The organism is Streptomyces sp. NPDC002845 (assembly GCF_053591955.1).
Genome location: NZ_JBSFUU010000205.1, coordinates 1383 through 2579 on the forward strand (window position 1 = coordinate 1383; position 1197 = coordinate 2579).

A 1197-nucleotide genomic window follows, 5' to 3' on the forward strand; every position below is an offset into this window, starting at 1 on the left:
GTGTGAGCTGGGGGTGGCCGCAGAGACCAGCGAGAAGCGACTGTTTACTAAAAACACAGGTCCGTGCGAAGCCGTAAGGCGATGTATACGGACTGACGCCTGCCCGGTGCTGGAACGTTAAGGGGACCGGTTAGCTCACTTTCGGGTGGGCGAGGCTGAGAACTTAAGCGCCAGTAAACGGCGGTGGTAACTATAACCATCCTAAGGTAGCGAAATTCCTTGTCGGGTAAGTTCCGACCTGCACGAATGGCGTAACGACTTCTCGACTGTCTCAACCATAGGCCCGGTGAAATTGCACTACGAGTAAAGATGCTCGTTTCGCGCAGCAGGACGGAAAGACCCCGGGACCTTTACTACAGTTTGATATTGGTGTTCGGTTCGGCTTGTGTAGGATAGCTGGGAGACTGTGAACATCGCACGCCAGTGTGGTGGGAGTCGTCGTTGAAATACCAGTCTGGTCGTGCTGGATGTCTAACCTGGGTCCGTGATCCGGATCAGGGACAGTGTCTGATGGGTAGTTTAACTGGGGCGGTTGCCTCCTAAAGGGTAACGGAGGCGCCCAAAGGTTCCCTCAGCCTGGTTGGCAATCAGGTGGTGAGTGTAAGTGCACAAGGGAGCTTGACTGTGAGACCGACGGGTCGAGCAGGGACGAAAGTCGGGACTAGTGATCCGGCGGTGGCTTGTGGAAGCGCCGTCGCTCAACGGATAAAAGGTACCCCGGGGATAACAGGCTGATCTTCCCCAAGAGTCCATATCGACGGGATGGTTTGGCACCTCGATGTCGGCTCGTCGCATCCTGGGGCTGGAGTCGGTCCCAAGGGTTGGGCTGTTCGCCCATTAAAGCGGTACGCGAGCTGGGTTTAGAACGTCGTGAGACAGTTCGGTCCCTATCCGCTGTGCGCGTAGGAGTCTTGAGAAGGGCTGTCCCTAGTACGAGAGGACCGGGACGGACGAACCTCTGGTGTGCCAGTTGTCCTGCCAAGGGCATGGCTGGTTGGCTACGTTCGGGAGGGATAACCGCTGAAAGCATCTAAGCGGGAAGCCTGCTTCGAGATGAGGACTCCCACCCCCTTGAGGGGGTAAGGCTCCCAGTAGACGACTGGGTTGATAGGCCGGATCTGGAAGGCGGGTAACCGCTGGAGGTGACCGGTACTAATAGGCCGAGGGCTTGTCCTCAGTTGCTCGCGTCCACTGTGT

General features: G+C 57.3%; 1 rRNA gene (cut by a window edge). It reads left to right on the top strand.

From position 1 onward, the window contains the following. Nucleotides 1-1176, top strand: a 23S ribosomal RNA gene (locus ACWD3C_RS48315) (its annotated part extends 1382 nt beyond the left edge of the window); the annotation flags it as partial. Nucleotides 1177-1197 lie beyond the last annotated feature (21 nt).